This is a genomic window from Kitasatospora sp. NPDC001309, from assembly GCF_042896295.1.
Lineage (GTDB): Bacteria > Actinomycetota > Actinomycetes > Streptomycetales > Streptomycetaceae > Kitasatospora.
In genome coordinates, this window is record NZ_JBIAXC010000054.1 from 21,679 (window position 1) to 45,211 (window position 23,533).

The following is a 23,533-nucleotide window of genomic DNA, read 5'->3' on the forward strand; positions in this document are numbered from 1 at the left end:
GCGCCATGACCAGCACGCCCATCGCCGACCTCTGGCCGACCATGCCGGGCGCCGACACCCGCCCCGAGGCGGCGTACCGGCTGCTCCAGGCGGCCGTCGAGTCGTTCGCGGAGCGCGGCTTCCACGCCACCACCACCCGGGACATCGCCACCGCGGCGGGCATGAGCCCCGCCGCGCTGTACATCCACTACCAGTCCAAGGCCGCCCTGCTCGCCGAGATCAGCCGGGCCGGCCACGCCGCCACCCTCACCCTGGTCCGGGAGGCGGCGGCCGGGGAGGGCGGCCCGGCCGAGCGGATGCGGCGCGTGGTCGAGCAGTTCACCGCCTGGCACGCCCGGGCCCGGACGGTCGGCCGGGTGGTCAACTACGAGCTGCACGCCCTGCCCGAGGACGCCTACGCCCAGGTCGCGGCGCTGCGCCTGGACATCGAGCGCGAGGTCAGCGCGCTGATCGAAGCGGGTGTGGCGGCCGGGGAGTTCGAGGTCTCGGAGGTGCGTACGGCGGCCCGCGCGGTCACCTCGCTGGGCATCGACGTCTCCCGCTGGTACACCGAGCGCTCCTCCGGCACGCCGGAGGAACTCGGCCGCCGCTACGGCGAGTTGGTGCTGCGGATGCTCGGCGCCCGGGTCTGACCGGGGCACGGGCCCGACGGGGGCACGGGCTTGACCGGGCTCCGGACGGCGAGCAGAATCGTATACGGAGTACGTGTGCCTCGTAGGCGTACAACGCCAACGCCAAGGCGCCCGCCACGGCCGGTCGTGGCGGGCGCCCTGCTGTCGGGCACGGTGGCTCCGGAGGATTGCCGGGGGAGGGCCGTCAGGCGGTGGCCAGGCAGAACTCCACCAGCCCGGCGTCCACGTCGAGGACGATCCGCTCCATCTCCGCCCACGCCGGGTGGAACTCCTTGCCCCACTCGACGGTGAAGCCGAGCACCTTGCCCTGGGCGGGGTCGACGAAGTGGCGGGAGAAGACGTAGTCGTCGCTGGTCCCGCTGGTCGGGTAGAGGTGGAACCCGGTCAGCGGCGTGTAGGCGGTGCCGCGCACGCCCTGGACGCCCCGGCAGAAGGCGGTGGCGAGTTCGAGGGCGCTGTCGACGTCGTCCTTGGGGATGTACTCGGCGTACGCGGTGTCGCCGGGCAGTCCGCGCTTGCCGTCGTAGGAGGTGTTGCGGAAGTTCATGTCCGGCTCCCCGGACTGGTTCTCGTCGTCGCCCCAGTTGTAGAGCATGTCCTGGGAGTAGCTGTGCACGTCGACGAACCACCGCGTCCCCGGGTAGTGGTCCAGCAGCCAGCGGACGTTGCGGGTCTCGGGCTCGGAGAAGGCGCTCGGGCCCTCGTACACCTGCTGGTCGCACGGGGAGGTGGACACCTGGGGGGTGGCGGTCGGGGCGAAGGCGGTGGTGAAGTCGAAGAGGAAGTCGTAGTTGCGGTTGAGGTCGACGCCGATGCAGTCCGGGTTCGAACTGCCGCCGGAGTTGGCCGGGTTGCGGTTCTTGCGCCACATCGGGTCGACGGTCTGGCTGTACAGCCGGCCGTCCGGGTTGACCAGGGGGAGGACCACCAGGTCGAGCCGGAGCAGCAGGTCCTGCACCTGCTGGGCCGTGATGGTGGTGGAGCCGTACCCCAGGCCGGTGCCGGTCCGGAAGGCCTCCAACAGGTCGGCGGCGAAGTGGACGAGGATCTCGCAGCTGCCCCACTCTCGGGCGTGCACGCCGCCGATCAGCATCACGGCGTCCTTGGGTATGCGCGAGGGGCGGCCGATCTGCAGGGCGTGGGAGGTGCGGCCCTCGACGGACGGTTCGGGGAGGGTGATCAGCTGGGCGGAACCGGGGTAGGACGCGGCCAAGCTGGTCACGGCGGACTCGACCTCGGTGATGTTCAGGTAGGACATGACGGGCCTCCCGGTTCAGCCGGCGAGCTTGGCGGCCAGGCCGTGCGGGACGGCGTCGTCGGCGGCGTAGCGGTCGCCGGTGCCGACCTCGGCCTGGGCGGCCCGGCCGTGCTCGCTGGCGTTGCCGGTCCGCGTGACGGTGACGCCCTCGCGTTCGAGCGCGGCGACCCGGTTCTCCGGGGCGTAGACGTCGATGCCGACGCTGCCGTCGGACTCCTGCCGCGGGCGGCCGCCGGTGTCGGGGCGGACCTCGCGCAGCAGGGCGCGCAGGGTGTCGGCGTCCCGGGCGGTGACGCGGAGCCTGAGGATGTCGGGCCGGGGTGGGGTGGGGGGTGTGATGGGGACGGCGGACATGACGACCTCGGGGGATTCGTACGGATATGTCCGACGTGTACCTCGTATCCTCAGGATCCGCCTTCGCCGTAGAAGTCGTCAAGGGGCGGCTCCGGCATCCCGTCCAGCAGGCGGTCCAGGCCGGCCAGCATCTCGGCCCGGTCGTCGAAGTCGGCGAAGCGGGGGACCAGCGCGCGCAGCCGCGGGTAGTCGGCCGCGGGCAGCCGGTGCAGGCCGAGGCGCAGCACCGGGTCCGGCTCGTCCGGGTTGTCGACCACCTGGCGCTTGTCCACCAGCAGGGAGCCCAGGTTCCAGGCCACGAAGGTGCGGTAGATCGTCAGTGCGGTGGTGTCGTCGAAACCGGCCCGGGCGAGCACCGCCAGGATGTGCTCGGTGAGGGCGAGGGCCGGCGCCGGGCGGCGGGACACCGGGACGGCCAGCGGGCGGGTGGCGACCAGCGGCAGGATCTCGGGGTGGGCGTGCGCCACGACGGCGAAGGCCTGGGCGATACGGCGCAGCTCCGTCCGCCAGCCGTGCTCGTGGCCGCCGCCGACGCCGGTGCGCAGCTGGGTGTTGATCTCGGTGAAGTAGGCCTCGGTCAGGCCGTCCAGCAGGGCTTCCTTGCCGGGGGTGTAGCGGTACAGGGCCATCGACTCGACGCCGAGCTCCGCCGCCAGCCTGCGCATGGTCAGCGCGCCGAGCCCCTCGCGGTCCACCAGGGCGACGGCGGCGTCCAGCACCAGGGGGCGACTCAGGCGCCCGCGCTTCTCGGGGCCGTCCCGCTCAGCCATGTCCGCACTCCTCCGAACTCCTCCGAGTCGGTGCCGCCGGGCCGTCGGCCGTGCCCGGGCGGCGGGGCCGGAGGGGGCCGGGGCCGGGCAGGTCGCAGGTTACACAGCGGATACAGAACCAGGATACAAGGGACGAATAGCCGGAAAACAGGCCCCGGTCGTGCCCCGGTCGGTGACGGAGCGCAACCGGTGACCGGGTGTGGCCCGGTGGGGCCTGGTGCGGCTGGGTAGGGCCCGGTGCGGCCGGGTCGGGTCATTGCAGCAGCAGCCGGACGGCGAGCCAGCCCACCAGCGCGGCCGAGCCCAGGGCGGTCCACCGGCGGCCGCGGGCCCCGGTCAGGGCCCGGCCGAGCAGGGCGCCGCCGAGGGCGAGCAGCAGTTGCCAGCTCGCCGAGGCGGCGAACACGGCGAGGGTGAAGACCGTGCGGGTGAGCGGGCCCGTCGGGCTGCCGGGGCCGTCGCCCAGGACCAGGGCGGCGAAGTAGAGCACCGTCAGCGGGTTGAGCAGGGTGATCCCGAGCAGGGTCAGGAAGGCCCGGGCGGGGCCGGGCGGGGTCTGGGCCGCCAGGGCGGCGGAGCCGGGGGTGCGCAGGGCGGTGGCGGCGGTGCGGACGGCCAGGGCGAGCAGGACGAGGGCGGAGACGATCCGCAGCGGCGTGGCCACCGGCGCCGGCAGCGGCGCGAGGCCGCTGCCGCCGAGGGCGGCCAGCACGGCGTACAGCCCGTCCGCGGTGGCCACGCCGAGGGCGGCGCAGGCCCCGGTGCGCAGCGAGGTCCGGGCGCTGAGCGCCACCAGGTAGGCCCCGACGGCCCCCACCGGGACGGCGACGCCCCACCCGGCGAGCAGCCCCGCGACCAGCGCGGCCCTCATGCGAGGGCGCGGTCGGGCCTCCGGGGGTGGCCGGGCTGCTGCTGCTGACCGGCGGCCGGGCGGGCGGCGGCGGTCACGGGCAGCGGGCGGGCAGGTGCGGTGGTCATGCGGTGATGGTGGCGGGCGGGGTGCCGGGGGTGCAAGTGGTTTCTCCGGTGAGGGCGGGTAGCGTGGGGCACTCCGTGGACACCGTTTCGAGGAGGCCCCCGATGACCAGTCAGAACGACCACGTGCGCGAGCTGTTGGCCGAGGCCTGGCGGTCCTGGGCGGAACGCGGCGCGGCCCTCGGGGCGACCGACTGGGACCGGCCGACCCGGCTGACCGAGTGGACCGTACGGGACCTGTACGCGCACGTGGCACCGGTGCCGGAGATGTTCACCGGACTGCGCGGGGCCGTCCTGGACGGTCCGGCCGAACTGACCTGCGGGGCGGACGTCCTGCGCACCTTCAACCGGCCGGGCGGGCTCGCCCACACCGCCGCCGGACAGGTCGCCGAGCTGGCCAGGGAAGCGGCCAGGGCGAGCGAACCGGCGGCGCTGATCGCCCGGTTCGGCACCGAGGGCCCGGAGGCCCTGGCCGGACTCGCGGACCTGCCGCCGAGCACCGTGGTGGCGCACCCGCTGCTCGGCAGCGTCACGGTCGGGGCGCTCGGCGAGGTGGCGCTGATGGAGGCGACCGTCCACCTGCTGGACCTGGTCGCGGCCGTCGGCGGCCCTGCCCCGGCCGAGGGGGCGCTGCGGTTCACCCGCGGGCTGCTGGCCGAGGTCGCCGACCCGGTGGCCTTCATCGAGGCGGCGGCGGGCCGCGCTTCGGAGCCGGTGCTGCCCGTCATCCGCTGAGCCGGTGCTGCCCGTCATCCGCCGAGCCGGTCGACCACTGACCCGGAGGGTCCCGTTCCCGCTGGTCAGTCGTATGCTGGGGGCTCGGAGAACGCGTCACTCGGGGGGATGTCGATGGACCGGTTGTGGGACCTCTGGTGGCTGCTGCCGATGGTGATCTACGGCGGCTCGGATTTCGCCCGCAGGGCGCTGAAGAACCGCCACCAGCGCAAGCTGGAGGTGCTGGAGGCGAAGGAGCGGCAGCGGGTCGCCCTGGAGGCGGCCGGCCGCCCGCCGGAGCCGGTCTGCGGCTGCACCCACCACCTGGCCAAGCACGACAAGCAGGGCCGCTGCCACGAGGTGGTCGAGGCGCCCACCGGCTGGGACGCCGACCGGCGCCCGGTGAGCTACGAGCCGCGGCAGTGCAACTGCCAGCAGTACGTGGGGCCGGAGCCGCTGGGCACGGTGTTCGCGCCGGAGCTCACCGACCGCTGAGCCCGGCGTCGTCCGGCCCGCCGCCCTGGCAGGGCCGCCCTGGTAGGCCCGCCCTGGCAGGGCCCGCTGCTCCCCGCGCCGTCGGTCCGGTGCGGGGAGCAGCGGTGTTCCCGGTCAGCCCAGGGCGAGAGCGCTCAGCCGGTCGGCGGCGCCGTTGAAGAGGTCCTGGTCACCGGGGAAGGTGCCGGAGTCGGCGTACTGCCAGAAGGTCTGGTAGCCCCAGCCGTTCGGCAGGGTGCCGGCGGTGGAGGAGTAGCGGGCGATCCAGAGCGGGTTGGTGGCGCCGAAGCCGCCGTAGTTGCCGGTGCAACTCGCCCACCAGTTGGTCGTGGTGTAGAGGGTGGGGTAGCGCCCGGTGCGGTTGCGGACGGTGGTGGAGAAGTCCCGGATCCAGCTGACCATGGCGCTCTGGCCGAGGCCGTAGCAGCTGGCACCGTACGGGTTGTACTCGATGTCGAGGGCGGGCGGCAGGGTCGCGCCGTCGGCGGACCAGCCGCCGCCGTGGTCGACGAACCAGTTGGCCTGGGCGGAGCCGGAGGAGTTGTTCGGCAGCGCGAAGTGGTAGGCGCCGCGGATCAGTCCGGCGTTGTACGAGCCGTTGTACTGCTGGGCGAAGTACGGGTTGGTGTAGCTGGTGCCCTCGGTGGCCTTGACGTAGGCGAACTGGGCGCCGTTGGCCGCCGCCGTGGACCAGTCGACGTTGCCCTGGTAGCTGGCGACGTCCAGCCCGGGGGTCTGGGTGGCGGCGAGGGCGGGCAGCGGCGACGCACCGGTGCGGCCCTCGTGGGCGGCGACGGTGGAGCCGGCGAAGTCGCGGTCGGGGTGGAAGGCCGGGCGGGCCTCGGGGGTGGGGGTGAGGGCGGGGCCGGTGGGGGCGAGAGGGGCGGGGTCGGCCGCGTAGGCGGGCGCGGTGACGCCGGTGACCAGGGCGGTCGCGGCGGCGAGTGCGGCCAGTACGGGGAGCCGACGGCGGGTCGTGGGTCTTCTGCTGGTACCGGTGGGGCGGGCGGAGCGGGAAGAGCGGGGCATGGACACTCCTCTGGTTCCGGTGTCTGGTTCCGGTGCGAATGGCCCAACGGGCTTGGTGCGGCCGGTGGTTGGACCGACCGGGGAGCAGGTTAGCCATGTACCCGCCAGCTGCGCCAGGTGCCTGCGTCCGGGGCAGGGGGGCGATGTGGCACGATGCATAAAAGTCGACATTCACCAGAACGCCGACCGTCACGAGAACGAGGTAGCGCCATGCCCGAGACCGCCGCCAGGACCGCCGGTGAACTGACCTTCCGTCCCGCGACCCCCGCCGACGTCCCGGCGCTGGTCGAGCTGGTCGAGTCCGCCTACCGGGGTGAGGCCAGCAAGGCCGGCTGGACCACCGAGGCGGACCTGCTGGGCGGGCAGCGCACCGACGCCGAGGGGGTGGCGGAGGCCGTCGGCCACGCCGAGGGACTGGTGCTGCTGGCCGAGCGCGACGGTGAGCTGCTGGCCTGCTGCCAGTTGGAACGGCGGGGCGAGCGGGCCTACTTCGGCATGTTCTCGGTGCGCCCGGGCCTCCAGGGCGGCGGGATCGGGCGGCTGGTGCTGGCCGAGGCGGAGCGGCTGGCCGGCGAGGAGTGGGGGGTCGGCACGATGGAGATGACCGTCATCGAGCAGCGCGCGGAGCTGATCGCCTGGTACGAGCGCCGCGGCTTCCGCCGTACCGGCGTGTACAGCCCGTTCCCGTACGGCGACGAGCGCTTCGGCGTCCCGCGCCGTCCGGACCTCCGGTTCGAGCAGCTGATCAAGGAGCTGTAGGGGCGGGTTCGACGGGGCTCGGCGAAGGGCGATTTGTTGATCGTTTGATGGTCTGTCGTCCTACTGATGCAACGTCAAGTCGCTGAGCTGGGGCGATGCGGAGATGTCATACCTCGTTCATGATTGGTCCAGACCAATGTGAGAGGCTGAGGACGTACGGCGAAGTTCCGTCCGATGCCCAGGGGGGCCATTTCCGCATGCCCGTACTCCATGGCACCGCCATGTCCGCACCCGAGACCGGTCCGCGCCGGACGCCCGCGGACCCCGACCTCCGACTCCCCAGCCCGCCCGACGACCAGGAGCTCTACTGGTACTTCGGCCCGCAGCGCCGCTGGGTGCTGCTCTGCGCCACCCTCTCCTACGCGGGAGCCACCGCCACCCTCGGCCTGTTCGCCCTCAGCAAGCCGCTGCTCTGGCCGTTCCTGGTGCTCACCGTGCTCAACGCCGCCACCTGGCTGCTCTCGCTCACCGACGGCCAGCGGGCCCGCCGCTTCACCCGCGACTCGCACGACCTGCTGCTGCGCGCCTGGAGCCCCGCCCGCCACCCGAGCGTGGACCTGCTGCTGCCCACCGCTGGCGAACCGCTCGCCGTCCTCGACAACGCCTACCGGCACACCGCCGCCGTCCAGTGGCCCGGTGAACTGACCGTGCTGGTCCTCGACGACGCCGACCGCCCCGAGGTGCGCGAACTCGCCCGCTCCTACGGCTTCCAGTACCGCGCCCGCCCCGACCGCGGCCGCTTCAAGAAGGCCGGCAACCTCAACCACGGCCTGGCCGAGGGCACCGGCGAGGTCATCGCCGTCCTCGACGCCGACTTCTGCCCCCGCCCCGACTTCCTGCACCACCTGGTGCCCTACCTCGACAACCCCGAGGTCGGCATCGTGCAGAGCCCGCAGTGCTTCGACACGGACGCCGACATGTCCTGGCTCGAACGCGCCGCCGGAGCGACCCAGGAGATCTTCTACCGCTGGATCCAGCCCTCCCGGGACGCCCAGGACGGCACCGTCTGCTGCGGCACCAACGCGCTCTACCGACGCGCCGCCCTGCAACGGATCGGCGGCTTCGCCGAGATCGACCACAGCGAGGACCTCTACACCGGCCTCGCCCTCGCCCGGGCCGGCTGGAGCACCCGGTACGTCCCCGCGCTGGTCGCCAAGGGCATGTCGCCCACCGGCCTGCCCGCCTTCATCAGCCAGCAGTACCGCTGGTGCCTCGGCTCGCTCGCCCTCGTCCGCGACCCGGACTTCCGCAGTGGCCCGCTCCCCCGCTCGGCCCGGCTGTGCTTCTGGAACGGCATCCTCGGCTACGTCACCAGCGCGGTGAACGTGTTCGCCGTGCCGCTGCCCGCGCTGATCATGCTGTTCTTCGCCCCCGAGGAGATCCAGCCCTGGCAGGTCCTGCCCTTCCTGCCGCCGATCTGGGTCGCCCTGGTGCTGCTGCCCGCGATGTCCCGCACCCGCTGGCGCTTCGAGGTCACCCGGGTCCAACTCCTGGGCGGGCTCTGCCACGTGATCGCCATCGCGCACGCGCTGCGCCGCCGCTCCGCCGACTGGGTGCCCACCGGCGCCGTCTCCGGCGGAACCGCCCTGGCCCGCAGTGTCGCCCGACTCGGCGTCGGCTGGCTCGGCCTCGTCATCCTCGCGGGCGCGGCCGGCCTGGTGCGCGCCGGGCTGGAGTACGGCTGGCGGCCCTTCTGGGCGCTCGCCGCGCTGCTCGGGCTCACCGCGTACACCATGATCCCGCTGATCAGGTCGCTGTGGCCGCTGCTCGGCACGGGCCGGGCCGCGCGGGCCGCGGACGGCGGCAAGGGCGCCGCCGTCGGAGAGGTCGCCGCACCGGCGCGGCGCCGCACCGGACTCGGACCCGACCTCGGCTTCGGCCGGGCGGAAGCCGTCGCCGTCACCGCCGTGCTGCTGCTCTGCGGGGTGCTCGCCTCCGGCTGGGCCGACCCGCTGATCTTCTGACCGCTCGGTTCCTGCGCCCGGGTCCTGCGCCCGGTTCCCTCCGCCTGGTCCCTCTGCTCTTCCCCGCTCTTCCCCGTTGCGTTTCCTTGCGCGTCGCCCCACCGGCGCGGACCCCCGCCGCCCGGCCGCCCCATCGGCCCGGCGGGCCCGACCACCGCTGCCAGCCCAGCAAGGAGCACCGCCGTGTCAACGGCCGTACTACCACCGACGTCGTCCGCGTCCTCGGACGAACTGCTGCCCGGAGTCGTCCGGGTGGACCGGCAGGCCGCTGCCGCCGGAACCACCTCCACCTCCGCCTCTCCGTCCGACTCCGATTCCGCCTCCGGCACCGGCACCGGCACCGGCACCGCCTCCGGCACCGTCGCGTCGACGGGTGAGCCCCGCCGCCGTGCCGCCTTCCGTCCCGACATCGAGGGACTGCGCGGCATCGCCGTGCTCTCCGTCCTGGCCTACCACGCGGCCGTCCCCGGCCCGACGGGCGGCTTCGTCGGCGTCGACGTCTTCTTCGTCATCTCCGGCTTCCTGATCACCGGTCTGCTCACCGGCCGCCCGATCGGCCTGTGGGACTTCGCCGCCCGCCGCGCCCGCCGCATCCTGCCCGCCGCCGCCACCGTCCTGGTCGCGACCGCCGCCGCCGGCGGCGCGCTGCTCGACCCGCTGCGCGGCACCGACCTCGCCCACGACCTGATCGCCTCCGCCGGCCAGTTCGCCAACTGGCGCTTCGTCGGCCAGCAGACCGACTACCTCGCCGCCGAACACGACCCCAGCCCGCTCCAGCACTTCTGGTCCCTCGGCGTGGAGAACCAGTTCTACCTGCTCTGGGGCGTCCTGCTGCTCGGCCTCGCCCGCTACCTGCACGGGCGCCGCCGGACCCTGGCGATCACCCTCGCCACCCTGGCCGTCGGCGGGGCCTCGCTGGCGCTCTGCCTGCGCTGGACGGCGACCTCGGCGCCGCTCGCCTACTTCTCCACCGGCAGCCGGCTCTGGGAGTTCGCCGCCGGGGCCTGCGCCGCCCTGCTGGGCAGCGCCCTCGCCGCCCGTACCGCGGGCCGTACCGCCGGTCGTGACCTCGTCCCCGCCCCCGTCGGTGGGCGCGGCTCCGGGCGGGCGGTGACCCGGGTGCTGCGGCTGGTCGGCTGGGCCGGCCTGGCGGCCGTGCTCGCTTCGGTCTTCCTGTACGACCGCACCACCCCCTTCCCCGGCGCGGCCGCCCTGCTGCCCGTCCTCGGCACCGCGGCCCTGCTGCTCGCCGCCCCCGCCGACCGGATCGTCGGCGGCGTCCTCGCCAGCCGCCCGCTGCGGGCCGCCGGACGCCTCTCGTACGCCTGGTACCTGTGGCACTGGCCGGTGCTGACCATCGCCCAGGCCCGGTACGGCCAGCTGACCTGGCCGGTGCTGCTCGCCCTGACCGCCGCCAGCGCGCTGCCCGCCTGGCTCACCCTGCGGCTCGTCGAACAGCCCCTGCGGTACGGCAGCACCCCGGCGCCCCGGCGCGGCCTCGCCGTCGGCGCCAGCGCGCTCGTCATCCCGCTGATCGCCGCGCTCACCCTCGGCGGCGGCACCGTCCGCGCGCTCGGCGGCACCGCGGACACCGCGACCGTCGCCCCCGCCGGAGCCGTGGACGGGCCCGCCCTGCTCGCCCCCGGCGCCCGGGTGCTCGGCCTCACCCCCTCGCTCGCCCGCGCCCGGGAGGACTTCCCGCCCGGCAAGGGCTGCGAGATCCCGCTCAACGCCGACAGCAGCCCCCGCTGCCTCTTCGGCAACCAGGACAGCCCCGACCGGATCGTGCTGCTCGGCGACTCGCACGCCGGGCAGTGGATCTCCGCCGGGCTCGCCCTCGCCGAGCAGCGGCACTGGGCCCTGGAGGTGCTGGTCAAGCCCGGCTGCCCGCTGGCCACCCTGACCGTGCGCAACAACGTCCTCGGCCGCACCTTCGACGAGTGCGACCGCTGGCGCGAGAACACCCTCACCCGGCTCACCTCCGGGCCCAAGCCCCGGCTGGTCCTGATGGCCGGCCTCAACCGCTACGGCAGCCAGGAGGAACGCACCGAGGGCTGGACCCGCACCCTCGACCGCCTCACCGCGCTCGGCGCCCCGCTCGCCTACCTGGGCGACACCCCGATGCCGGGCAAGGACATCCCCACCTGCCTGGCCGCCTCCGACGGCCGCTCCGACGCCTGCTTCTTCCCGCGCGACACCGCCTTCGAGCCCGACCCGATGCTCGACGGCGGCCTCGCGGCCCGGTACGGCGTGCGCACCCTCGACCTCGGGCCGCTGCTCTGCCCGGGCAGCGGGGCGAGCTGCCCGGCCGTGCTGGAGGGCGTGGTGCTCTACCGGGACACCGGGCACATCACGGACACCCTCGCCCGGGTGCTGGCGCCGCGGATCGACAAGGGGGTGCTGGGCGCGCCGTGAGGGTGGGGCGGGGGGAGGTGCACTGCCCGCCCTGCCCTGCGGGCTCAGGCCAGCACTGCCCCGCGGGCTCAGGTCAGCACCGGCTCGCGGGGCAGCTCCCCCAGGCGGGAGTCCGCCCCGACGATCCGGAACACCCCCGGCCCCACCTCCTCGGAGCGGCTGCGGATGTCCATGTAGAGGTGGGCGGGCCACTCCGTCCGCAGCGACCAGCTGACGCCGATCAGATCGGCGCCGTCCAGCCGGGCGCCGGTCAGGTCCGCGTCGGTCAGATCGGCGTGGGCCAGGCCGGCGCCCGTGAAGTCCCCGTCGACCAGGACGGCGGCCGCGAGGCAGGCGTGCTCCAGGGTCGCGCGGGACAGGTCGGCGCCGGTGAGGTCCGCCGAGGTGATGTACGCCTGGCTCAGGTCGGCCCTGGCCAGGGCGCCGCCGCGAAGCGTCGCCCCGGCCAGCACCGCCCCGCACAGCTGGGCCCGGCGCAGGTCCGCCCCGTCCATGGCGGCGCCGGTGAGCAGGGCGTAGCGCAGGTCGGACTCCGGCAGCCGGGTGTCGCGGAGCCGGGCGCCCGCCAGGTGGGCGTTGAAGAGCTGGGCCCGCACCAGGTTGGCGCCGGACAGGTCGGCGGCGTACAGGTTCGCGTCGTCCAGCGTCGCGTCCGACAGGTCGGCGCGCCACAGTTCGGCCTGGCAGAGGTTGATGTCGGTCATGATCGCCGAGCTCAGGTCCACGTCGTGGAGCCGCGCGCCGGCCAGGCTCGCGCCCGTCAGGTCCGCCGCCCGCAGGTCGGCCCCGGACAGGTCGGCGCCGGCCAGCTCGGCGTTGTGGAGCACCGCGCCCGGGCCGGGCACCCGGAGCGGCTCGAAGGCCAGGGCGGCCCGCAGCCAGGTCCGGAAGCCCTCGCTCGGCGGCTCCTGGGCCCGGCCGGCCGCCGACCCCCGTCCGTCCCGTACGGAATCACCGGCCACGACGCCTCCTCCGCTGGTCGGCCCCGTCGGCGGGGCCGTACCTGCCGTCCAGTCTGCCGTTCACGCTGTCGTTCACCCTGCCGTCCACCCGGGGCACGATCGGGGTCCGGAACGGTCCGGGCCGGGGCCCGGACCTCGGCTCGGAGCCTGGCCCGGAACGCGGCCCGGAGCCTGGCCCGGACCTCGGCTCGGCCCCCCGTGGTGGCGAGGGGAGGTCCGCGCGCGACGGGCCGCGCGCGAACATCTGCTGCAGGATCTGCGGCGCCGCGATGCCGATCGCCAACGCCCCCACCGGGCCCGCCACCTGGTTCGAGGCGGTGGACGCCGCCGTCACGATCACCCCGACGCTCAGCCGGATCGCCACCGCCACCACGTACGGAGCCAGCTTCATCTGCCCCCGGTACGTCCACGGGAAGCCGCCCACGGAGTTGATCCGCTCGTGGAGGGTCCACGCCTCGATGGCAGCCGCACCACCGAGCCCCCACAGGCATGCAGCCAGCATCTGCATCCGAGCAACTCCTCGCACCCACCGCACCGTTGATTCCCGACGGCCCTCTCGCCGACCATGCTGGTGCACCGGGCCGTGCACTGCCGGGCCCGCCACCCCGCAGGGCACCGATCCTCGGGAACTACCGGCGTTCCGGGGGCGGGCGCGGGCCTGCCGTGGTAATGCGCTCGTGCGGGTGCGGGTGCGGGTGCGGGTGCGGGTGCGGGTGCGGGTGCGGGTGCGGGTGTGGGTGGGTGCGTGGGGACGTGAGGGTGGACGTGAGGGTGGGTGGACGTGCGGGCGTCGGGTTCCGGTCAGCCGTAGACGCCGCGGCAGAGCCGGGCCTGCTCGGAACCGGCCGGCCAGCGGCCCATCCGCTCCGCCTGGTCGCAGATCGTCCCCTGACCGAGCGAGGGCAGCCCCGGCGCCCCCGGGCCCGCGTTCGGTGCCGGGCGGCCGGACGGGCTCGGCCGCGGGCTGCGACCCCCCTTGGAGTGCGGCGAGGCCGAGGCGTGCGGGGCTCCGCTCCGGTCCGCCCCGCTGCCCGGAGCTGCCGCCGCCGTGGCCGTGGCCGGGTCACCGCCCGGCAGGGCCGGGGCGCCCCCCGGCGCGGGGGAGGGGCCGGGGGACGGTGAGGGCGTGCCGGCCGGCGGAGCGAGCGGCAACAGGCCGGACGGCGTGGCCGACGGCGAGGCCTCCGGCAGGGCCACCACCCGGACGTCGTCACCCGACCCCGGACCGCACATCACCAGCAACGCGGCCAGCACCACCAGCGTCCCGCCGGCCGCCACCACCCGGGCCCTCCGCGACCGGTGCAACGGCGGAGGCGTGCCGCCGGGCGGCGGACCCGCCTGCGGGGGCCCGGCCTGCGGGGGCCCGGCCTGCGAGGGGCCCGCCGACGAGGGCTGCGCCCGGAACGGCTCCGCCTGCGACGGGATCGGGAGGGGGACGGGAGGTGGCTGCCAGGCGTTCGACGGCCACTGCCACTGTCCTCCGGTGGGCTGCCCAGTCATGTGCTCGTCCTTCCAGCGCCGCCCCCGCCGTACCTTTCCGTGCTCAACGAGCGCGCCGACCACGGGACATGACCCGGAAGAGGGGTCTGGACGGGCGCTGATTGCCGCCGACCCACATGCTGGGGGTCATGGAGACCAACAGCACGTCCGCACACCTGGTCGAGGTGGCCGAGTTCCGGGCCGACAGCCGCTACCGCCTCGTCCACCTCGAAGGCCGCGGCTGGGAACCCCTCACCCCCGAGGAGTTCGAACCCCGCATCCACCAGCTCTTCCCCGACCTCGACCCGCACGACCCCGTCAAGGTGCACTGGGCCGACCACCCCTGGGAATGGCCGAGTTGGCACCCCGGCGAAGCCTGAGCCACTGATCGCCCGGCCGTCGGGTTCGCTACGCTTTCCGGGTGAGCGTGGATCACTTCTGGCGCCGCCTGCCAGGCCAGGCCGTGGACGCCTGTTCGCCCGAGGAACTCGGCGAACTCGTGCCCCGGAGCCGCGACGTCCGGTACGACCGGCTGGTCGCCGCCGGACTCGCCCTCGGCGTACGGCGGACCGCCGTCCTGATGGAACTCGCCCTCACCGAGAACGGCCTCCACCCCGACCCGGCCGCCCGGCTCCCCGTCTACGGCGGCACCCGCCGTGACACCGGGGCCGGGATGCCGGTGCTGCGGCCCGACCAGGTCGCCGCCGCCTTCACCTTCCTGCGCGACTCGGCACTCGGCGAACTCGTCCGCCAGCAGGACACGGTGCTCGCCCGGCGGGTCGCCCAGCTCGAATCCGAACCGCCCTGGTCCGAGTCCTGGGCCGCCCGCGTCGTCAACGACCTGCGCGACCTGCGGGACTTCTTCGCCGGCGCGGCCGCCGCGGGGGACGCCGTCGTCGTCCGGGAATCCGAATGAGGAGCCGAATGCGATCCGCCGAATCGATGCACCCCGCTGAATCGATGCGCCCTGCCGAACCGATACGCCCCGCCGAACCGATACGCCCCGCCGACTCGGAGCGCCCGCCGGGGACGGTCGGCTACGGCGAGGCAGCGGAACAACTCGCCGTCCAGTACGAGAGCGTGGACTTCGCCGAGGTCCACCGCTCCCTGCTGCACCTCTACCCGGCCGCGCCCGCCGCCGTCCTCGACATCGGCGCCGGCACCGGCCGTGACGCGGCCGCCCTCGCCGCCCTCGGCCACCGGGTCACCGCCGTCGAACCGACCCCCGAACTACGCGCCGTCGGTGCCCGCCTGCACCCCCGCGCGGGCATCCGCTGGATCGCCGACGCCCTGCCCGACCTGCCCGAGCTGACCGCCCGGGGCGAGCAGTACGACCTCGTCCTGATCACCGCCGTGTGGATGCACCTCACCCCCGCCGAACGCCCGCCCGCCCTGCAGGCCGTGGCCCGCCTCCTCGCCCCCGGCGCCCGCCTCGCCCTCACCCTGCGCCACGGCCCCGTCCCGCCCGGCCGCCGCATGTTCGACCTCCCGCCCGACCACACCACCGCCCAGGCGGAAGCCCACGGCCTCCACCTCCTCCACCAGGGCGAGCGGTCCGACCTGCACGCCCGTACGGACGTGACCTGGACCGAACTGGTCTTCCAGCGCGGCCACCGGCCCCCGCCCCCGCCGCTCTGACAGCGGCCCCGCCGCCGCTTTGACACCGGCCCCCGGGAGCGCGACGATCCGGACATGAGCCCTGCTCCCGCGGCCGCGAGCCTCGCTCTCGCGCACCACACGGGCCTGATCCTCGCCGAGGTCGCCGGCCTGCTCCTGGTGTTCGGCGGGATCTGGCTGGTCGCGGCGCAGATCCCCCGCTTCCGGCACCCGGTCGCCCGGACGGTCGTCGCCGGGACGGCCTTCACCGCGGCCGGAGTGCTGCTGATCATCGCCGTCCGCTGGGGGCACTTCGGCTAGGGCCGCTCTGCCGGGGTCGTCGGCCGGGTCCGTCGGCCGGGCCTGCCTGCTACGGGCCTGCTTGCCGGGACCGGGCCCCGGGGCAAACCCGGTGACACGCGCGTGGCGTGCGGCGAGACTGGCGACGTACGCGAACCGGCAGGGGGAAGGGCAGCACGTGGCACTGGTGAAGAAGGGGTCCCGTCGCATCGTCGTCGACGGCGTCGAGTACCGCTGGCGGATGAGCAGGAAGCACTGGTGCTGCGACTACGACGCCGGCACCCTCGGCTACGTGGTGGAGGACGCGGCCCGACCCGGTACGACCCTCGTCGTGGAGACCGGACGGCCGGAGACGTCCGTACCCCGGCTGGTGCCCGCCGAGGTCGTCCTGCCGGCCGAGGTCGCCGCCGGGATCCGGGCCGCCCGGTCGCAGGGCTGGACGCCCACCGCCGCCGGCTCGCCGTTCCAGCTGCGCCACTCCGCGGTCCGCCACGACCCGCACGAACCTTACGTACCGCGAGAAGCAGCCGAGCACCGAGAGCGATGACCATGACGAACCACCCGGCCGGGGACCAGGCCGCCGCCCACCGCGCCGTCGAGAACCTGATCGCCCGCTACGCCGAACTGGTCGACGACGGGGACTTCACGGGGCTCGGGGAGCTCCTCGCCGACGCCGTCTTCACGGGCAGCGGCGAGCCCCTGCGCGGGCGCGCGGAGATCGAGCGGATGTTCCGCGAAACGGTGATCCGCTACGAGGACGGCACCCCGCGCACCCAGCACGTCACCACCAACCTCGCCGTCGACGTCGACCCGGCGGCGGGCACGGCGACGGCACGCTCCTACGTCACCGTCCTCCAGGCCCTCCCCGGACTTCCGCTCCAGCCCATCGCCGCCGGCCGCTACCACGACCGCTTCGAACACCGCGACGGCGCTTGGCGGTTCGCGGCACGCCGGGTCCGGATCACCCTGGTCGGGGACGTCAGCCGCCATCTGCGACCGGCGGCCGACCAGGGGTAGCCGCCACACCCCTACCTGCTACGCCCCCACCTGCCACGTCCTCACTCGCTACGTCCTCACCCGCTACGCCCCGGCCTGCTGGTAGAGCGTCACCAGGAGGCCGTGCACCGGCTCGCCCTCCGGGTCCTCCTCGGCTTCGTCGACCAGCGCGGCCAGCGCCTCGGCCAGCTTCGCCGCCTTGGCGGGGCTGAGTCGTAGGTGGCGCAGCGTCATGAGGTGGTCGACGGGTGAGCGGTCCAGCTCCTGGGCGACGGCCCCGAACAGCGCGGCCGTGCCCTCGGCCCGGGGCTCGGCGACGAGGAGGCGTTCGGCGGTCCGCCGGTAGTACTTCTCGGTGCCGCCGCGCACCCGTCGCGTTCCCGCGTCCTGGACCAGCCCCGCCTCGCCCAGCACCCGGAGGTGGTGGGCGACGCTGCCCTTGTTCGCCCCCAGCTGCGCGGCGAGCCGGCTGATCGTCGACGGCCGGGTGCTCAGGGCGAACAGCAGGCGCTGGCGCATGGGGTGGGCGAGTGCGGAGTGCTGGAGCGGCGTGGTGATCCGCTGCACGTCCTCGCTGTCGCCTTCGTCTTCATCCGGTTGGTGGCTCACCCGATCAAGCGTTAAGTACGGTTGACGCTTTGGCAAGCCGCTGGTCTACTCCCTCCCATGACCTCCACACCTTCCACCCCGTCACTGCCCGTGCCGCAGGACGCGCCGCTGCCCGCGCCGCTGCCCGTGCCGCTGGACGTCGTCGCCGTCGTCGAGTCGATCGCCGACCTGGTCGGCGAGAACTACGTCTTCCCGGACGCCGCCGAGCAGTTGGCGGACCTGCTGCGCCGCCGCAACGCCGATGGCCGCTACCGGTCCCTGGACGTCGAGGAGTTGGCCGACGCGGTCACCGCCGACCTGCGGTCCGTCAACGGCGACCTGCACCTGGCCCTCAAGTACCACGCCGTGCCGGTGCCGCCGGAGCGCGGCGCGGCCGTACTCGCCGCGATGCGGCGGGACTTCGACGCCTCTCTGGGCGGCGTGCCACGGGTGGAACTCCTCGACGGCGGCGTCGCCGTCCTGGAGATCGGGCCCAAGATGTTCCCGCTGGACTGGGCGGCCCAGCCGCTGGCCGCGGCGCTCTCGCTGGTGGCCCCCGCCCGCGCCCTCGTCCTGGACCTGCGCCGCAACACCGGCGGCGATCCGGACACGGTCGCCTTCGTCTGCGGCTACCTGCTCGACCGCCGCACGCACCTCAACACCCTGCTCTCGCGGCAGGGCGCGGTGGCCGAGCAGTCCTGGACGCCCCCGTTCGTGCCCGGCGCCCGCTTCGGCGGCAGCAAGCCGCTGTACGTGCTCACGAGCGGGAACACCTTCTCGGCGGGTGAGGAACTCGCCTACGACCTGCAGCAGCTGGGACGCGCCGAGACCGTCGGGGAGGCCACCCGGGGCGGCGCGCACCCGCGCGAGGGCTGGACGGTGCACCCCCACCTGGAGCTCAGCGTGCCCGTCGCCCGCGCCCTCAACCCGGTCTCGGGCACCAACTGGGAGGGCACCGGCGTCCGGCCCGACGTCCCGTGCGACCCCTCGACGGCGCTGGACCGCGCGCTGGCCCTGGCCGTGGCGCGCCTCGCGTAGGGCATCAGAGCCTCAACGGCTCGAAGGTGCCGTCCCGGAAGGTGAGGACGGCCGGCTCGGCACCGAACTCCTCGCGCAGGTCACCGCCGCAGCCGGGCTCCTCGACGTGCGGCGCGACCAGGTCCAGAACGGTGTGGACGCCGCGCATCATGCCGTCGAGCCAGAGGGCGCGGAGGATGTGTTGGCCTTTCGCAGGCGACAAGGCTCAAGGCCGCGATCCTTCCTGCCCGAATGGCCGTTCCCGTGCTGGTCATCATCGAAAGCGCACGCCGGCTCAGCCTCTCCGCCGCGTTCTCGCCCCCGGTCAGCAGAGCCACCTGGACGGCAACCCTGGCCGTCTCGATCGCCGCAGCGGCGGTCATCCTGACGATCGCTTCGGTGCGCCGCTGGAGAACGCGCAGCGACAGGAATGCGATGGTCTGAGGCTGCCCCGTTCAAGCAGGTGAGGGGGCGTCGACGGTCACGGTACGGTCCCCAGGTGGAGCTCTTGAACCCGGCCTGCCCGTTGCACGGACCCGGCATCGACCCCTCGTCCTTGGTCGGTATCCGGCTCGTCGGGGTGTTGGCGTCGTGGCACATCTACGACGGGCACCCTGGCGACGGCCCGGTCGAGGTGTGGCTGATCGACGATCGAAACGGGTCCACCAACATTGCCAGCGGCACGGACTGGTGCCTCATGGTCGAGTCCTCCGGGCCTGAGGATGGGTTCGACATGGGCGACTGGGGTCGGATCGACGTACTGCCCGTAGGTGACGAGACCCCGTTCGCGGCCCACCTCGGCGAGGCTGTGCTCGAAGTCCGGCAGGAGTGGGAGCCGGCAACAGGGCGTGTGGCGCTTGAGCTGGACTTCCCATCGGGCAGTGTCCGCTGCGAGAGCTGGAGCGGTGACCTCCGTCTCCTGGCCGTCGACAGACCCGCGGACCCGACCACACCCCCAATGCCATGATCTCGGGATGGCTGGTGTGATCACGGAGTCGGAGCCGTCCTGGACAGGCCCGTTCACGGGGCTGGGCCCGCGCGACTTCCAGAAGCTGGTCACGGTACTCCGCCGTGAGGGGGCCGACACGGTGCGCCGGGGGCCGTCCGTGGGGCCTGCCGTTGGAGGACCGAGTCCTGCTGGTCGCTGCCTACTGGCGCACGAATCCGACGCTGCGGCAGCTCGCGCCACTGCCCGCGTCAAGCACGTCCTCGCTCGGATGAAGGCTGGAAGATCCTGCGCGATTTGCCGGCTCAAGGGCGACGGCGTCCACCACGCCACGCTCGGTATCGCCCGCCTGCACAACCTCCTCCAAGCCGCACAGCCGAGTACGACCAGCGGTCGACTGCCCCGGCCCGGAACCACTCAAAGATCAATTACGGGACGCGCCCTGAGCTTGTTCTCTAGCCTTCAGGGCTCGTTCCTGCTGTGAGCGCACGTCAAGTGTCGGATGATGCACCGTATGAGCGAACCGTTGACCAGGGGCAGATTGTGGGGGACGGCGGACCGTAGCGGCGGACTGCTGGACGCTGTTCTCGGCGGCGTCCGCCGCCTTCTGCCCGGCCTCACGGTCGAGCGGCTGCAGGTGTCCCATCCCGGCGACGACGACAACGTGTACTTCCTCAGCATCGACTCCAGTTGCGTCCAGGTCGATTCGGGGCCGCACGGCCAGGCACCGTTCATCGTCGAAGGCGCCACCCGCACGGAGACGTCCGACCCGGCAGAAGCCCTGGCGGCCGTCTGCGCGGAGTTCGGACTTCGCGAGGACTCGTAGCAAGGCCCTGGCGGCGGAGGAGGTCCGCGGGATTTCGCTGTTCACCGGACAGTGGCACGGGTCCTGGCGTGATCATGGGCGTTGCGAAGCAGCCATGATCACTGACCAAGGCCGTGAGGATGAGTCTGCTGGACGATGCCGACCGCGTCGAGTCCCTGTCCGGGTTGTCTTGTTTCCGGGCCGACTTCTACGACTGCCTGACCGCCCGGGCGGATGCCCTGTTCGAGCTCACCAACGCGCTGCAGTGCTCCGATAGAGCGGTGAAGTCGCTGGTTGACCTGGCGCTGACCGTTGAGCATCGGCGGGAAGACCGTCAAATGCGACCTCGCCATTGCCGAACACCAAGATCGAAGAGGCTAAAGAACAAGCTAAGGGGTCTCGCCTCGCTTCGACGTCCCCAGGGGAAGGTCATTGATCGGCGGGGCATCGACCCGCATGTCGGCTGACAGTACGAAGGTGCCGATGCCCTGCTCGATCCGGCGCGCTGCGGGCGGCTGCTCGCCGTCGCGACGCTCTGGACAGGCAGAACGTCGAAGTCCTGCGGGAGTGCTCGGAAACGTCGGAGGTGTCGTGGGCGAGGTGGTCGGTTCGCTGGTGGCGGGGTGGATGTGGGGGTGCACAGGAAGTCGGGTGGGTCGACTTCCTGTGTCGGGCGGGGGTGGCTGCTGACCTTGAACCCGTGATGTCGGCCAGCCGTCGGAGGTCAGGCCCGAGGCGATGCGGCCCACGGGTGGGTTGGCCGGGCGCGGTAGCGGGCCCGGGTGGCGCGGCGCTCCCCGGCCTCGGCGAGGACTGCGGCCCGGGCTTCCGCTCCGGTGTCGAACGGCGCCGGGTAGAAGCGGTTGCAGGCACGGCGGTGCCGCTCCCAGTCGTCCCTCCAGAACTCCACCGTCCAGCCCGGCCACAACTCCGGCACCCGGTAGGCCTCTGGGGTGGAGCAGAGGGACCACCAGCCCAAGCGGCGGCGCTCCGGGTCGAGGTGGATACCGGAATTGACATGCAGACGGCAGGCTCCGTGCTTCGGGGCATCTGCCAGTCGGTCGAGCAGTGACACTCCCTCACGGACGGGGTGGTCGAAGGCCTCGGAGGCGACGTGGCAGCCACCGGAGCCAACGGTGACCACCACACCGCCCGGGTCGGGCCAGTCCAGATCCTCCGCCTCGGGAGCGAGGAACGGGGCCAGGGTCAGGTCCGAATCGCGGGACCGGACGTACTCCGGGTCCAGCCCGACGTACGCGCGCAGTTCGGTCGCGCCGTCGTACAGCCAACGGACCTCCCAGCCCGGCCACGCCACTCGGATCAGCTCGAACATGGCCGCGCGGTGACGGAGCTCAGTGCTCGGACCCTCCCAGGCGAAGAACAGGAGCACCTTCCGGCCGAGGTCGAGCAGCACCCCACCCTGGGCGACGGTGTCGTCCAACCACCAGTCGTCCTGGCGGAGCTCGGGAAGCATGGCGAGTACCGCGGCCGGCCCGTCCAACAGGTCGAGGTCGATTCCGACCGCCCACCCGGTCCGGTACAGCTCATGTGTGCCGTTCTCGCGGACCACGATGACGTTGGCTCTGTCTCCCATGGGGTTCAGAATGACCGGGCCGGGAGCTACCGGCCATCCCTTTTCCGCTCGTCAGTCAGACGTGATCAGGCCGGTGCCGGTCGGGCAGCTGTCGACCAGGTCCGGACGGTACCGGATCTGCTGGAACCGGTGCTTCACGGCTCTGGCGCTCTGGCGCTCTGGTCAAGGTCGGGGGCGGCGAGGTTGCCGATGTCGCGTTTGACCAGCGACCGGACGCTCTCCTGAGAGTTGAGGTCCGGCGCGTAGGTGGGTGGCTGGACAACGCTGAGCCAGTCTGCGTTCGCGGCGATGAACTCCCGCAGCGGCTCGGTCAGGTGGACGCGGACGTTGTCCCGGACCAGCCCGATCGGGCCGCCGAGCTGGCTGCGGGCGCGGACGATCAGATCCCGGAAGTCGCGCCGGCCGAAGCCCTTCGGCTCGTCCTTGCGGCCCTGGTCCTGGTCCTTGCGGATGCGGTGGATCAGCCGGGACCGTCCGCCGGATATGCAGCTGGTCATGCCCGCCGTCGAGACCGGGCCGGAGCCCCGGCCGCGCAACCTGACGACGGGGGTTCGGTCGATCCGGCCCCAGGTTCCGGCGTGCGGCGGCGTCATCGACTGCCCGGCCTCGTCCTCGAAGACGATCCGGGCCCCGAGGGCCGCCGCACAGCTCGTACCTCACGCCCCAACGGCTACCGGAACCGACCGACGGCCGTCCGGCGAACAGCCCCGACATCACTCGATCAAGTTCAGTATCGGGTGCCGAAGGCGTCGTGGACGAGGCGGTCGGCCCAGTGGTGGAGGGCGGGGGTGAGGGGCGGGTGGGTGAGCCTGGCGGCGGTGGCGAGACGGTCGGCGGAGGTGGTGTCGTAGCGTTCCTCGGAGAGGAAGGTGAGGGTCTCCGGGTCGGCGCCGGTGAGGGCGCGGGGGAGGCGGCGGACGAGGGGGACGGGGACCAGGCCGCGGGGTGGGCGGACGCCGAGGTGGGTGGCGAGGAGGGCGACCAGGTCGGGGAGGGCAGGGGTGGTCGGGTCGAGGACGGTGTGGGCGGCGACGGGGGCGCGGTCGTGGACCGGGACGGCGGCCAGGAAGCGGGCCAGATGGTCGACGGTGACGACGGGGACGAAGGTGCGGCGGGTGCCCGGCAGCAGGGGGAGGCGGCCGCGGTGCAGCTGGTGCACCAGTTGGGCGAGGCCGAGGTACTGGCCGGCCTCGCCGGTGGTCGAGTGGCCGATGACGCTGCTCGGGTTGACGGTGGTGAGCGGGACGCCGAGCCGGGGTGCGGTGACGCGGACGGCGGCGTCGGCGAGTTGCTTGGAGGCCTCGTAGGCGCCGAGGCGGGCGTAGAGGGTGTCGGTGGCGCTGGGGGAGAGCGGGTGGCGGGGGTGGGGGTCGCGGCCGACCCGGTAGCCGGAGAGGTGGACCAGGCGGCGCAGTTGGGGCCGGGTCGCGGACCAGTGCAGTGCGTGGAGGGCGCCGTGGAGGTTGGCGGGTTCGGCCTGGGCGCGGGTGAGGCCGAACTGGTAGCGGGCGGCGAGGTTGTGGACGTCGCGGACCTCGCCGAGGCGGGCGTCGTCCTCGGGGGAGAGGCCGAGGCCGGGGCGGGTGAGGTCGGCGGTGACGGTGGTCAGCGGGGTCGGGTCGGTGTCGTGCTCGCGCAGCCAGGCGCGGAGGGCGGTGCCGCTCGCGGTGGTGCGGACGGCGGCGGCCACGGGCTCGCCGCGGCCGAGGAGTTCGAGGAGCAGCCAGCGGCCGAGGAAGCCGCCGGCGCCCAGGACGAGGGTCTGCGGGGGCGGGGGAGTGGGTGGCATGAGCGGTCTCTGCTTTCTGTGGACCGATCGGCATATTTCGGTAGACCGATCTGCATAATTTCTGGGCATGGTGGAGCGGGGGCGAGTGGCGGGCGA

30 protein-coding genes and 1 pseudogene are annotated in these 23,533 nt (G+C 73.6%); 18 read left to right on the forward strand and 13 right to left on the reverse strand.

Going from position 1 to position 23,533, the window contains the following annotated elements; all coding sequences use genetic code 11:
• Positions 1–5: 5 nt before the first annotated feature.
• On the forward strand, positions 6–632 hold the full coding sequence (locus tag ACFY2K_RS36770) for a TetR/AcrR family transcriptional regulator (protein WP_380404707.1): 627 nt from the start codon (positions 6–8) through the stop codon (positions 630–632).
• A 184-nt stretch (positions 633–816) separates the two neighbouring features.
• Here the strand turns inward: ACFY2K_RS36770 and ACFY2K_RS36775 are convergent, their stop codons facing one another.
• The 4 genes from ACFY2K_RS36775 to ACFY2K_RS36790 form a co-directional block, all read right to left on the reverse strand.
• Entirely contained in the window at positions 817–1,890 is a 1,074-nt protein-coding gene (locus tag ACFY2K_RS36775) for a M14 family metallopeptidase (RefSeq protein WP_387717034.1), read from the reverse strand.
• 15 nt (positions 1,891–1,905) lie between these two features.
• A complete protein-coding gene (locus tag ACFY2K_RS36780; protein ID WP_375896373.1) occupies positions 1,906–2,244 on the reverse strand; it encodes a hypothetical protein in 339 nt (112 codons plus the stop codon).
• Positions 2,245–2,294: 50 nt separating this feature from the next.
• Entirely contained in the window at positions 2,295–3,014 is a 720-nt protein-coding gene (locus ACFY2K_RS36785; protein ID WP_375896375.1) for a TetR/AcrR family transcriptional regulator, read from the reverse strand.
• A 253-nt stretch (positions 3,015–3,267) separates the two neighbouring features.
• Positions 3,268–3,885: a LysE family transporter gene (locus ACFY2K_RS36790; protein WP_387717036.1), complete on the reverse strand. Its 618-nt coding sequence runs from the start codon at positions 3,883–3,885 to the stop codon at positions 3,268–3,270.
• Positions 3,886–4,094: 209 nt separating this feature from the next.
• On the opposite strand from ACFY2K_RS36790, the gene ACFY2K_RS36795 reads away from it, so the two are divergent.
• A complete protein-coding gene (locus ACFY2K_RS36795; RefSeq protein ID WP_375896380.1) occupies positions 4,095–4,724 on the forward strand; it encodes a maleylpyruvate isomerase N-terminal domain-containing protein in 630 nt (209 codons plus the stop codon).
• Positions 4,725–4,838: 114 nt separating this feature from the next.
• Positions 4,839–5,198 (forward strand): hypothetical protein, encoded by a 360-nt coding sequence (locus tag ACFY2K_RS36800; RefSeq protein WP_375895650.1) that lies wholly within the window; start codon positions 4,839–4,841, stop codon positions 5,196–5,198.
• 114 nt (positions 5,199–5,312) lie between these two features.
• Here ACFY2K_RS36800 and ACFY2K_RS36805 read toward each other — a convergent pair whose 3' ends face one another.
• A complete protein-coding gene (locus ACFY2K_RS36805; RefSeq protein WP_380592249.1) occupies positions 5,313–6,227 on the reverse strand; it encodes a lysozyme in 915 nt (304 codons plus the stop codon).
• 210 nt (positions 6,228–6,437) lie between these two features.
• Between ACFY2K_RS36805 and ACFY2K_RS36810 the strand changes: the two genes are divergently transcribed.
• The 3 genes from ACFY2K_RS36810 (at position 6,438) to ACFY2K_RS36820 (ending at position 11,365) form a co-directional block, all read left to right on the forward strand.
• Positions 6,438–6,986: a GNAT family N-acetyltransferase gene (locus tag ACFY2K_RS36810; protein WP_380404728.1), complete on the forward strand. Its 549-nt coding sequence runs from the start codon at positions 6,438–6,440 to the stop codon at positions 6,984–6,986.
• 197 nt (positions 6,987–7,183) lie between these two features.
• On the forward strand, positions 7,184–8,950 hold the full coding sequence (locus ACFY2K_RS36815) for a glycosyltransferase family 2 protein (RefSeq protein ID WP_375895657.1): 1,767 nt from the start codon (positions 7,184–7,186) through the stop codon (positions 8,948–8,950).
• A gap of 183 nt (positions 8,951–9,133) precedes the next feature.
• The gene (locus ACFY2K_RS36820) at positions 9,134–11,365 is read left to right on the forward strand and encodes an acyltransferase family protein (RefSeq protein WP_387717040.1); all 2,232 of its coding nucleotides are present in this window, start codon (positions 9,134–9,136) and stop codon (positions 11,363–11,365) included.
• 68 nt (positions 11,366–11,433) lie between these two features.
• Here the strand turns inward: ACFY2K_RS36820 and ACFY2K_RS36825 are convergent, their stop codons facing one another.
• From ACFY2K_RS36825 to ACFY2K_RS36835, 3 genes are all read right to left on the reverse strand, one after another.
• On the reverse strand, positions 11,434–12,327 hold the full coding sequence (locus ACFY2K_RS36825; protein ID WP_387717042.1) for a pentapeptide repeat-containing protein: 894 nt from the start codon (positions 12,325–12,327) through the stop codon (positions 11,434–11,436).
• Complete coding sequence (locus ACFY2K_RS36830) at positions 12,317–12,835, reverse strand: hypothetical protein (RefSeq protein WP_387717044.1); 519 nt, start codon at positions 12,833–12,835, stop codon at positions 12,317–12,319. Before ACFY2K_RS36830 ends, ACFY2K_RS36825 begins: the two co-directional genes overlap by 11 nt.
• Before the next feature lie 293 nt (positions 12,836–13,128).
• A complete protein-coding gene (locus ACFY2K_RS36835; protein ID WP_387717046.1) occupies positions 13,129–13,827 on the reverse strand; it encodes a hypothetical protein in 699 nt (232 codons plus the stop codon).
• Positions 13,828–13,955: 128 nt separating this feature from the next.
• Here ACFY2K_RS36835 and ACFY2K_RS36840 point away from each other — a divergent pair, with 128 nt between their 5' ends.
• The 6 genes from ACFY2K_RS36840 to ACFY2K_RS36865 all read left to right on the forward strand — a co-directional run bounded on the left by ACFY2K_RS36840 (position 13,956) and on the right by ACFY2K_RS36865 (position 16,719).
• Positions 13,956–14,186 (forward strand): hypothetical protein, encoded by a 231-nt coding sequence (locus ACFY2K_RS36840; protein ID WP_380592257.1) that lies wholly within the window; start codon positions 13,956–13,958, stop codon positions 14,184–14,186.
• Positions 14,187–14,227: 41 nt separating this feature from the next.
• Positions 14,228–14,722: a hypothetical protein gene (locus ACFY2K_RS36845; RefSeq protein WP_387717048.1), complete on the forward strand. Its 495-nt coding sequence runs from the start codon at positions 14,228–14,230 to the stop codon at positions 14,720–14,722.
• A gap of 8 nt (positions 14,723–14,730) precedes the next feature.
• Positions 14,731–15,444 carry a class I SAM-dependent methyltransferase gene (locus ACFY2K_RS36850; RefSeq protein ID WP_387717050.1) on the forward strand — a complete coding sequence of 238 codons (714 nt, stop codon included), beginning with the start codon at positions 14,731–14,733 and terminating at the stop codon, positions 15,442–15,444.
• Between the two features lie 54 nt (positions 15,445–15,498).
• Positions 15,499–15,723 (forward strand): hypothetical protein, encoded by a 225-nt coding sequence (locus tag ACFY2K_RS36855; protein WP_380524321.1) that lies wholly within the window; start codon positions 15,499–15,501, stop codon positions 15,721–15,723.
• A 157-nt stretch (positions 15,724–15,880) separates the two neighbouring features.
• The gene (locus tag ACFY2K_RS36860) at positions 15,881–16,249 is read left to right on the forward strand and encodes a hypothetical protein (RefSeq protein WP_380642429.1); all 369 of its coding nucleotides are present in this window, start codon (positions 15,881–15,883) and stop codon (positions 16,247–16,249) included.
• Positions 16,246–16,719, forward strand: coding sequence for a nuclear transport factor 2 family protein (locus ACFY2K_RS36865; RefSeq protein WP_380592261.1), 474 nt, complete (start codon positions 16,246–16,248; stop codon positions 16,717–16,719). The genes ACFY2K_RS36860 and ACFY2K_RS36865 overlap by 4 nt, the downstream gene beginning before the upstream one ends.
• A gap of 63 nt (positions 16,720–16,782) precedes the next feature.
• On the opposite strand, the gene ACFY2K_RS36870 is transcribed toward ACFY2K_RS36865, so the two are convergent.
• A complete protein-coding gene (locus tag ACFY2K_RS36870; protein ID WP_387717053.1) occupies positions 16,783–17,307 on the reverse strand; it encodes an ArsR/SmtB family transcription factor in 525 nt (174 codons plus the stop codon).
• 57 nt (positions 17,308–17,364) lie between these two features.
• On the opposite strand from ACFY2K_RS36870, the gene ACFY2K_RS36875 reads away from it, so the two are divergent.
• Positions 17,365–18,324, forward strand: coding sequence for a S41 family peptidase (locus ACFY2K_RS36875; protein WP_387717055.1), 960 nt, complete (start codon positions 17,365–17,367; stop codon positions 18,322–18,324).
• Between the two features lie 4 nt (positions 18,325–18,328).
• Here ACFY2K_RS36875 and ACFY2K_RS36880 read toward each other — a convergent pair whose 3' ends face one another.
• Complete coding sequence (locus tag ACFY2K_RS36880; protein ID WP_387717056.1) at positions 18,329–18,526, reverse strand: hypothetical protein; 198 nt, start codon at positions 18,524–18,526, stop codon at positions 18,329–18,331.
• 29 nt (positions 18,527–18,555) lie between these two features.
• On the opposite strand from ACFY2K_RS36880, the gene ACFY2K_RS36885 reads away from it, so the two are divergent.
• From ACFY2K_RS36885 to ACFY2K_RS36905, 5 genes and pseudogenes are all read left to right on the forward strand, one after another.
• A complete protein-coding gene (locus tag ACFY2K_RS36885) occupies positions 18,556–18,747 on the forward strand; it encodes a hypothetical protein (protein WP_380524312.1) in 192 nt (63 codons plus the stop codon).
• Between the two features lie 55 nt (positions 18,748–18,802).
• Complete coding sequence (locus ACFY2K_RS36890; RefSeq protein ID WP_380524310.1) at positions 18,803–19,270, forward strand: hypothetical protein; 468 nt, start codon at positions 18,803–18,805, stop codon at positions 19,268–19,270.
• A gap of 7 nt (positions 19,271–19,277) precedes the next feature.
• Positions 19,278–19,515: pseudogene (locus tag ACFY2K_RS36895) on the forward strand (transposase family protein); the annotation flags it as partial.
• Positions 19,516–19,763: 248 nt separating this feature from the next.
• Positions 19,764–20,075 (forward strand): hypothetical protein, encoded by a 312-nt coding sequence (locus ACFY2K_RS36900; RefSeq protein ID WP_380524308.1) that lies wholly within the window; start codon positions 19,764–19,766, stop codon positions 20,073–20,075.
• 119 nt (positions 20,076–20,194) lie between these two features.
• Positions 20,195–20,521, forward strand: a complete 327-nt coding sequence (locus tag ACFY2K_RS36905) for a hypothetical protein (protein ID WP_380524306.1) — start codon at positions 20,195–20,197, stop codon at positions 20,519–20,521.
• A 257-nt stretch (positions 20,522–20,778) separates the two neighbouring features.
• On the opposite strand, the gene ACFY2K_RS36910 is transcribed toward ACFY2K_RS36905, so the two are convergent.
• The 3 genes from ACFY2K_RS36910 to ACFY2K_RS36920 all read right to left on the reverse strand — a co-directional run bounded on the left by ACFY2K_RS36910 (position 20,779) and on the right by ACFY2K_RS36920 (position 23,437).
• Positions 20,779–21,648 (reverse strand): hypothetical protein, encoded by an 870-nt coding sequence (locus ACFY2K_RS36910; RefSeq protein ID WP_380524304.1) that lies wholly within the window; start codon positions 21,646–21,648, stop codon positions 20,779–20,781.
• 134 nt (positions 21,649–21,782) lie between these two features.
• Positions 21,783–22,241: a transposase gene (locus tag ACFY2K_RS36915; RefSeq protein ID WP_380524302.1), complete on the reverse strand. Its 459-nt coding sequence runs from the start codon at positions 22,239–22,241 to the stop codon at positions 21,783–21,785.
• Positions 22,242–22,375: 134 nt separating this feature from the next.
• Entirely contained in the window at positions 22,376–23,437 is a 1,062-nt protein-coding gene (locus tag ACFY2K_RS36920; RefSeq protein WP_387717058.1) for an SDR family oxidoreductase, read from the reverse strand.
• Between the last annotated feature and the right edge of the window lie 96 nt (positions 23,438–23,533).

Coding starts and splice junctions, on each gene's coding strand:
- ACFY2K_RS36770 (WP_380404707.1), top strand. CDS start 6: ATGACCAGCACGCCCATCGCCGACCTCTGGCCGACCATGCCGGGCGCC.
- ACFY2K_RS36775 (WP_387717034.1), bottom strand. CDS start 1,890: ATGTCCTACCTGAACATCACCGAGGTCGAGTCCGCCGTGACCAGCTTG.
- ACFY2K_RS36780 (WP_375896373.1), bottom strand. CDS start 2,244: ATGTCCGCCGTCCCCATCACACCCCCCACCCCACCCCGGCCCGACATC.
- ACFY2K_RS36785 (WP_375896375.1), bottom strand. CDS start 3,014: ATGGCTGAGCGGGACGGCCCCGAGAAGCGCGGGCGCCTGAGTCGCCCC.
- ACFY2K_RS36790 (WP_387717036.1), bottom strand. CDS start 3,885: ATGAGGGCCGCGCTGGTCGCGGGGCTGCTCGCCGGGTGGGGCGTCGCC.
- ACFY2K_RS36795 (WP_375896380.1), top strand. CDS start 4,095: ATGACCAGTCAGAACGACCACGTGCGCGAGCTGTTGGCCGAGGCCTGG.
- ACFY2K_RS36800 (WP_375895650.1), top strand. CDS start 4,839: ATGGACCGGTTGTGGGACCTCTGGTGGCTGCTGCCGATGGTGATCTAC.
- ACFY2K_RS36805 (WP_380592249.1), bottom strand. CDS start 6,227: ATGCCCCGCTCTTCCCGCTCCGCCCGCCCCACCGGTACCAGCAGAAGA.
- ACFY2K_RS36810 (WP_380404728.1), top strand. CDS start 6,438: ATGCCCGAGACCGCCGCCAGGACCGCCGGTGAACTGACCTTCCGTCCC.
- ACFY2K_RS36815 (WP_375895657.1), top strand. CDS start 7,184: ATGCCCGTACTCCATGGCACCGCCATGTCCGCACCCGAGACCGGTCCG.
- ACFY2K_RS36830 (WP_387717044.1), bottom strand. CDS start 12,835: ATGCAGATGCTGGCTGCATGCCTGTGGGGGCTCGGTGGTGCGGCTGCC.
- ACFY2K_RS36835 (WP_387717046.1), bottom strand. CDS start 13,827: ATGACTGGGCAGCCCACCGGAGGACAGTGGCAGTGGCCGTCGAACGCC.
- ACFY2K_RS36840 (WP_380592257.1), top strand. CDS start 13,956: ATGGAGACCAACAGCACGTCCGCACACCTGGTCGAGGTGGCCGAGTTC.
- ACFY2K_RS36850 (WP_387717050.1), top strand. CDS start 14,731: ATGCGATCCGCCGAATCGATGCACCCCGCTGAATCGATGCGCCCTGCC.
- ACFY2K_RS36855 (WP_380524321.1), top strand. CDS start 15,499: ATGAGCCCTGCTCCCGCGGCCGCGAGCCTCGCTCTCGCGCACCACACG.
- ACFY2K_RS36865 (WP_380592261.1), top strand. CDS start 16,246: ATGACCATGACGAACCACCCGGCCGGGGACCAGGCCGCCGCCCACCGC.
- ACFY2K_RS36875 (WP_387717055.1), top strand. CDS start 17,365: ATGACCTCCACACCTTCCACCCCGTCACTGCCCGTGCCGCAGGACGCG.
- ACFY2K_RS36885 (WP_380524312.1), top strand. CDS start 18,556: ATGGCCGTTCCCGTGCTGGTCATCATCGAAAGCGCACGCCGGCTCAGC.
- ACFY2K_RS36900 (WP_380524308.1), top strand. CDS start 19,764: ATGAGCGAACCGTTGACCAGGGGCAGATTGTGGGGGACGGCGGACCGT.
- ACFY2K_RS36905 (WP_380524306.1), top strand. CDS start 20,195: ATGAGTCTGCTGGACGATGCCGACCGCGTCGAGTCCCTGTCCGGGTTG.
- ACFY2K_RS36910 (WP_380524304.1), bottom strand. CDS start 21,648: ATGGGAGACAGAGCCAACGTCATCGTGGTCCGCGAGAACGGCACACAT.
- ACFY2K_RS36915 (WP_380524302.1), bottom strand. CDS start 22,241: ATGACGCCGCCGCACGCCGGAACCTGGGGCCGGATCGACCGAACCCCC.
- ACFY2K_RS36920 (WP_387717058.1), bottom strand. CDS start 23,437: ATGCCACCCACTCCCCCGCCCCCGCAGACCCTCGTCCTGGGCGCCGGC.